Consider the following 6,658-nt stretch of genomic DNA (forward strand, 5'->3'; position numbering starts at 1 on the left):
AAAGGTCTGGACGGACCCGGTCGTCTCGTGGCTATCGTCCTTCCGGGAAGCCCACCGCACGGGGTGGGCCGGTCGAGCCCGGGGGAGGGGCCGGATGGGTGGCGGGAGCGCGGGCGGCGCGCAGGGACGCGACCGGGCGCCGCGGCGGGCGGGCCTGCGGGCGCTCGCGGTCGACGACGAGGCACCGGCCCTGGAGGAACTGCTGTACCTGCTGCGCGACGACGCCCGCGTGAGCCACGCCGAGGGAGCCCAGGGTGCCACCGAGGCGCTGCGCCGGCTCGGCCGGGCCGTCGGCGAGGGGCACGCCGCGGACGACGGCATCGACGTCGTCTTCCTCGACATCAGCATGCCCGGCCTCAGCGGCCTCGACATGGCGCACCTGCTGGCCGGGTTCGCGGCGCCGCCGCTGATCGTGTTCGTCACCGCCCACGAGGACCACGCGGTACGCGCCTTCGACCTCAAGGCCGTCGACTACCTGCTCAAACCCATCCGCAGGGAGCGGTTCACGGAGTCGGTGCGGCGGGTGACCGAGGCCCTCGCCGCCGCTTCCGGACCGTATGCCGCCCGCATGCGCCCGGACGTCCCCGACGCCGCACCCGCGCAGAGCGGCGTCCTCGGGGCCCGGTCCTCCGCCGTGGGCGGCTCCCGCCTCCCGGTGGAGCTCGGCGGGGTGACGCGTTTCGTCGACGTCGACGACATCACCCACGTCGAGGCACACGGCGACTACGCCCGTGTGCACACCCGTCAGGGCACCGGCCACCTGATCCGCCACTCCCTGGCCGCCCTCGAGGAGAGCTGGCGCCCCCGCGGCTTCGTCCGGATCCACCGGCGGTATCTGGTCCGTCTGGCGAGCATCGAGGAGCTCCGTCTCGACGGCGGCAGCCTGAGCGTGCGCATCGGCGACCGGATCCTGGCCGTGAGCCGGCGCAACGCCCGCGACCTGCGCGATCTCCTCGTCCAGCGAGCGAACGGCGGGCCGCGGAACGGCCGTTGACCCCGCCGGGCACCGGCCGGTCCCGGCCCCGCGCCGCCGCCCGGAAGAAGGCACGGCACCTGTTCCACCACGGCACCGCTGCGTACACTCACCGCCACACGCGATCACCGCCGAGGCGGCGGGCACCAGCAGGAGAGCCCCGGTGCCGGACCCCTCGTGAGACGGCGCGGGCCGGGCCGCACGACGCGCAGGGGGCGAGGGGTTGAACCAGACCTACGCGATGGTCGCGGTGGCGGTGGTCGTGACACTGACCCTCCTCGTCGGCGCGCTCGGGCTGCGCATCTCCCGCACCACGTCCGACTTCTACGTCGCCTCCCGCAGCGTCCCGCCACGGCTGAACGCCTACGCCATCAGCGGCGAGTACCTGTCGGCCGCGTCGTTCCTGGGCGTCGCCGGGCTCGTGCTCGCCCAGGGCGTCGACATGCTGTGGTACCCGATCGGGTACACGGCCGGCTTCCTCGTCCTGCTGATCTTCGTCGCGGCCCCGCTGCGCCGCTCGGGTGCCTACACCCTGCCCGACTTCGCCGAGGCACGGACGGAGTCCCAGGCGGTACGGCGCATCGCGTCCGTGTTCACCGTCGGCATCGGATGGCTCTACCTGCTGCCGCAGTTGCGCGGCGCCGGACTCACCCTGCGCCTGCTCACCGGCGCCCCCCAGTGGTGCGGCGGTCTGCTGGTCGCCGCCGTGGTGACGACGGCGGTGGCGGCCGGCGGCATGCGCAGCATCACCTTCGTCCAGGCCTTCCAGTACTGGCTGAAACTGACCGCGCTGCTCGTCCCCGTGCTCTTCCTGCTCGCCGCCTGGCGCGCCGACCACACCCCGCAGCCGTCCTGGGACCGCCCGGCCACCTTCCACCGGCCCACGCTCGTCAGCCTGGACGCTCCGCAGGACCTCGCGATCGACCGTCCCGTCCGCGTCACCGCGCGGGGCACGGTCGACGGCACGCGCCACGACCGTGAGGAGATCCTGCTCGCCGAGGGCACACACCGTCTCGCGGCCGGCAGCGCGCTGACTTTTCCCGCCGGTGCGCGCGTGCCCCGGGTGGCGACCGGGGAGCGGGTCCGCGCCCTGCCCGCCGACTGGGCGCGACCCGTGACGCAGGGCCGGGAGGAACACGGCCTGTACGCGACGTACGGCCTGATCCTGGCCACGTTCCTCGGCACCATGGGGCTGCCGCACGTCGTGGTGCGCTTCTACACCAACCCCGACGGACGCGCCGCCCGCCGCACCACCGTCATCGTCCTCGGACTGCTCGCCGCCTTCTACCTGCTCATGCCCGTCTACGGCGCGCTCGCCCGCCTGTACGCCCCCGATCTGATGCTGTCCGGCGACACCGACGCTGCGGTGCTCCTGCTGCCGCAGCGGCTCATCGGCGGCGCGGCCGGCGACCTGGCCGGGGCGCTGGTCGCCGGCGGGGCGTTCGCGGCGTTTCTGTCCACCACCTCAGGGCTCACCCTGTCGGTCGCCGGAGTGCTCGCCCAGGACGTCCTGCCCACACTCGGCGTACGGCACTTCCGGCTCGCGACGCTGCTCGGCATCGCGGTACCGGTCGCCGCCTCCCTCGCCCTGCCGGACCTGCCCGCCGCAGGCGCCGTCGGACTCGCCTTCGCCGTCTCCGCCTCGTCGTTCTGCCCGCTGCTGATGCTGGGGATCTGGTGGCGGGGCCTCACCCCGCCCGGTGCGGCGGCAGGTCTGGTGGCGGGCGGGGGCTGCGCGCTGGTCGCGGTCGCCGCGGCGATGGGCGCCACTCCCGGCACCGGGTGGCCGCACGTGCTGTGCGCCTGGCCGGCGGTGTGGTCGGTGCCGCTGGGCTTCACGACCATGATCGTGGTGTCCCTCGCCACCCGGCACCGCGTCCCGCGCAGCACCTCCGCCATCATGGCCCGCCTGCACCTGCCCGAGACGGGGGTCCGGTCATGAGCACTCAGCTCCTCGCCTTCCTCACCGCCGGCGCCACCGCGCTGTTCGCTCTCGGCGCGGCCGTGGGGTACCTGACCGGCACCGGCCGGCGCGGCCGCCGCGAGCCGCCCTCGCTCGGCACCGAGGTGGAGCGCGCCACGTTCCACACGCTGCACACCGCCTCGCTCGCCGCGCGTCCGCTGCGCGCCGGGCTCACCACCGACACCGCCCGCAAGGCGGCCCGGCGGCTGAGACCGCTGCTGGGCGAGGCGTCCATGACCCTGACGGACCAGGAGATGGTGCTCGCCTGGGAGGGGCCGGGCGCCCACCACCGGGACCTGGTGGAGCGGCTGATGCCCGACGTGGTGGGCAAGGGCGCCACGCAGGCCGTCAGGGTCGTCTGCGAGCAGCCCGACTGCCCCGTGCGCTGGGGTGTCCTCACGCCCCTCGCCGTCGACGGCCGCCCGACCGGGGCTCTGGGAGCCTTCGGGCCCGAGGAGTCCGCCGTCCTGGCCCGGGCCGCCGACGAGGTGGCCCGCTGGGTCTCCGTCCAGCTGGAACTGGTCGAGCTGGAGCGCAGCCGCTCCGACGTGATCGAGGCGGAGATCCGAGCGCTGCGGGCGCAGATATCGCCCCACTTCATCTACAACTCCCTCGCCTCCATCGCCTCCTTCGTCCGCACCGACCCCGACCGGGCCCGCGAACTGCTCCTCGAATTCGCCGACTTCACCCGCTACAGCTTCCGCAAGCACGGTGACTTCACCACGCTCGCGGACGAACTGCGCTCCATCGAGCAGTACCTGGAGCTCGCCCGGGCCCGCTTCGGAGACCGGCTTCAGGTGAACCTGCGGATCGCACCCGAGGTGCTGTCCGTGTCGCTGCCGTTCCTGTGTCTGCAACCGCTGGTGGAGAACGCCCTCAAGCACGGCCTGGAGGACAGCGTGGAGCGCAGCTCCGTCACCATCCTCGCCGAGGACGACGGTCCCGACGCCCGGGTGGTCATCGAGGACAACGGGGTCGGCATGGAACCGGAGCGGCTGCGCCGGATCCTGAGGGGAACCGGCGGGCCGTCCACCGGCATCGGGCTGGGCAACGTGGACCTGCGGCTGCGTCAGGTGTACGGCGACGCCTACGGGCTCGTCATCGAGACCGCCGTGGGCGCGGGGATGAAAGTCACCGTGCGCGTCCCGAAGTTCCGCGCGGGCGTACGGTCGGCGCCACCCGCCCGGTGACCTTCGAGCCGTCCGCCGTACCGAGTACCGGGAAGCCGTCAGCTCCCGCCGGCCCTGTACGCAAAGGGGGCAACCTCCCTGCTTACCAGGGTTGTTCGGGACATAGGCGAAGGAACGGACCCGCAGGTCAGGGTCGCTGCCGGGTCGTCATGGATCTTTCACAGGTTCCGGGCCGAAGCGTCGAACACACTGCGGGTTTGCCGATAAACTCCGGGCTGACCGGCAACGGCCACCGGGCGTCGCGGACGCGACGCAGGACGACGAGACCGCGGACCCGAGAGGACACTGTGCCCGCCGCCTTCCCCGACTTGGCCGGCAGGCCCGTCCATTTCGGCGGCACCGCACGCGCCGCCGCCCGGACCCGCGTCGCGTCCTCACCGGCGCGGCGCCGCCCGCTCGTGCGCGGGTTCGCCGGGATCCCGGCGTCGGGCCTGTCATGCCCGCATCCAGCCGGTGGTGGCACCTCGCCCGGCCGCCATGCCCCGTGCCGGCCGGTTCACGGGCCGGACACCTTGGAGAGGACTCGATGACCGACCTGTTACTGGCCGCCGGCACCACGGTCGCCCTGGCCGCCACCGGGACCACCTGGCATTTCCACCGCGTGTACCGGCGCGAACGCGGCAGAGCCGAACAGCTGCGCAGCCACGCGCAGCATCTCACCGAGCAGTTGCAGGCCGCGGAGTACGCCCTCGCCCGGCTCACCGCGGCGATACCGGCCTTGGCCTCCGGCGAGGCGTCCGACGCCGACCTCACCCCGCCCCCGCCGCTGGCGCACACGCCGCTCGCCGGCCGGCTGCGCGACCTCACCGGCCAGGTGACCGCCACCGTGACCCGTGTGCGCGAGGCGGCGCAGGCCACGGCCGACGAGCAGACCGCACAGATCCGCTCGGCTGCCGACGGCGCGATCGAGAAGGCGCACCGCGACGCCCGCGAGGCCACCCGGGCCGCCGTGCGAAGCTTCGCGTCCAACGTCGTGGCCAAGGCGTCCCGGCTGAGCCGGGAGATCAGCCAGGGCGTGCGCTCGCACCAGGACGACGAGGCGTACGCCACCCTCGTGCACATCGACCACATCGCGCAGCAGATGCTCCTCACCGCGCAGGGCTACGCCGTCCTGGCCGGTGACAAGCTGTCCCGGCGCTGGCCCCGGACCACCCTGACCGATGTGATCCGCGCCGCGATGGGCCGGATCGAGGGCTACCAGCGCATCGAACACCACGAGCTGGACACCGTCGCGGTGGAGAGCCGGGCCGTCGAGGCCGTCGTGCACACCCTGGCCCTGCTGCTGGACAACGCCCTGCGGTACTCCCCGCAGACCGCCCGCGTGCACGTCTCCGTCGAGGAGGGCCACCACGCCTGCTTCCTGACCGTCGACGACGCCGGCCTGCGCATGGACGACGAACGGCTGCTGTGGGCCAGCGACATCATGTCCGGCAAGCACCGCGACGACATCACCCGGCTCGGCGCCCACCCGCAGACCGGTCTGCGGGTCGCCTCACTGCTCGCCGAGAACTACGGCTTCCGCGTCGAGCTCACCGCACCGAACATCTACCAGGGCACCCGGGCCGTCCTCGTGCTGCCGAAGAGCCTGCTGACCGCACCGGCCCCCGCTCCCCGGCCCGCCGCGGCGCGACCCGCCGCCCCCGAGCCGGCCGCCGCGGCGCGACCCGCCGCACCGGAGCCGGCCGCCGCGGCCGCACGCCAGGACGCCGCCGCGGCCGCCCCGGCGGAGGCCGTCGGGACGCCCGGATCCGCCGCCGTTCCCGCCTCGCGGGAAGGCGCCGCTCCGGAACCCGCCCGGACCACCGCCAGCGGCCTCACGGTCCGCCGGCGCCCGGCCCGGCCGCGCGGCACACCCCCGCCACCGGCCGAGGACGCCGTCGTGCCGGGCCGCCCCGGCGTCGCGGCCGCCTGGGCGGCAGGCAGCCGCCGCGGGCGCGCGCTGCCGGAAGACAACGGACCCACCGAAGGACACTGACCATGCGCGACACGCACAGCAACAGCCTGGGATGGCTGCTCGACCAGGAACTCGGCACCGTCGAGGGCGTCGCGTACGCCGTGCTGATGAGCGGCGACGGACTCCTGCAGGCCCGCACCCAGACCATCGGACAGGAGGACGCCGAGAAGCTCGCCGCCGTGACCGCGTCGCTGCGCGCCGCCGGCAAGGCATGGGACGAGCACGTCGGCGGCAAGGGCATGTGCCAGCTGCTCATCGAGTCGCAGGGCCGCATCGGGCTGACGACCGCGGCCGCGAGGAACACCATGCTCTCCGTCGTCACCACCGGCCCCGAGGCGGACGTCGGCCTGATCACCCACCACATGGTGCGCCTCGCGACCCGGCTCGGCCACGAGATGGACGTCGCCGGCCGCCGCCCGGCCGCGGAAGGCGGCACCACGACGTGAGCGGTCCGCGGCACGACCCGGACATGATCAGGCCCTACGTCCGCACCGGCGGCCGCAACCGCCCCAGCCGGGACGTCCGCCTGGAGACGGTGCTCGTCGCCGCGTCCGGCCCCAGCCTGTCGGTGGGGCCGG

General features: G+C 74.3%; 5 protein-coding genes. All 5 read left to right on the forward strand.

Features of this window, described 5'->3' with window-relative positions; genetic code table 11:
* The first annotated feature begins 94 nt into the window (after nucleotides 1-94).
* Nucleotides 95-994 (forward strand): LytTR family DNA-binding domain-containing protein, encoded by a 900-nt coding sequence (locus AB0E88_RS31565; RefSeq protein ID WP_361637763.1) that lies wholly within the window; start codon nucleotides 95-97, stop codon nucleotides 992-994.
* 202 nt (nucleotides 995-1,196) lie between these two features.
* A complete protein-coding gene (locus AB0E88_RS31570) occupies nucleotides 1,197-2,915 on the forward strand; it encodes a cation acetate symporter (protein WP_361637765.1) in 1,719 nt (572 codons plus the stop codon).
* Complete coding sequence (locus tag AB0E88_RS31575) at nucleotides 2,912-4,126, forward strand: histidine kinase (protein WP_361637767.1); 1,215 nt, start codon at nucleotides 2,912-2,914, stop codon at nucleotides 4,124-4,126. The genes AB0E88_RS31570 and AB0E88_RS31575 overlap by 4 nt, the downstream gene beginning before the upstream one ends.
* A gap of 526 nt (nucleotides 4,127-4,652) precedes the next feature.
* On the forward strand, nucleotides 4,653-6,101 hold the full coding sequence (locus AB0E88_RS31580) for an ATP-binding protein (protein ID WP_361637768.1): 1,449 nt from the start codon (nucleotides 4,653-4,655) through the stop codon (nucleotides 6,099-6,101).
* Between the two features lie 2 nt (nucleotides 6,102-6,103).
* The gene (locus tag AB0E88_RS31585) at nucleotides 6,104-6,526 is read left to right on the forward strand and encodes a roadblock/LC7 domain-containing protein (protein ID WP_361637770.1); all 423 of its coding nucleotides are present in this window, start codon (nucleotides 6,104-6,106) and stop codon (nucleotides 6,524-6,526) included.
* Nucleotides 6,527-6,658 lie beyond the last annotated feature (132 nt).

This window comes from Streptomyces sp. NPDC028635 (assembly GCF_040637635.1).
In the GTDB taxonomy this organism is placed as follows: Bacteria; Actinomycetota; Actinomycetes; order Streptomycetales; family Streptomycetaceae; genus Streptomyces.

Excerpts from the sequence above, each read along its gene's own strand:
- AB0E88_RS31580 (WP_361637768.1), top strand. The coding sequence starts at position 4,653 with ATGACCGACCTGTTACTGGCCGCCGGCACCACGGTCGCCCTGGCCGCC.
- AB0E88_RS31565 (WP_361637763.1), top strand. The coding sequence starts at position 95 with ATGGGTGGCGGGAGCGCGGGCGGCGCGCAGGGACGCGACCGGGCGCCG.
- AB0E88_RS31575 (WP_361637767.1), top strand. The coding sequence starts at position 2,912 with ATGAGCACTCAGCTCCTCGCCTTCCTCACCGCCGGCGCCACCGCGCTG.
- AB0E88_RS31585 (WP_361637770.1), top strand. The coding sequence starts at position 6,104 with ATGCGCGACACGCACAGCAACAGCCTGGGATGGCTGCTCGACCAGGAA.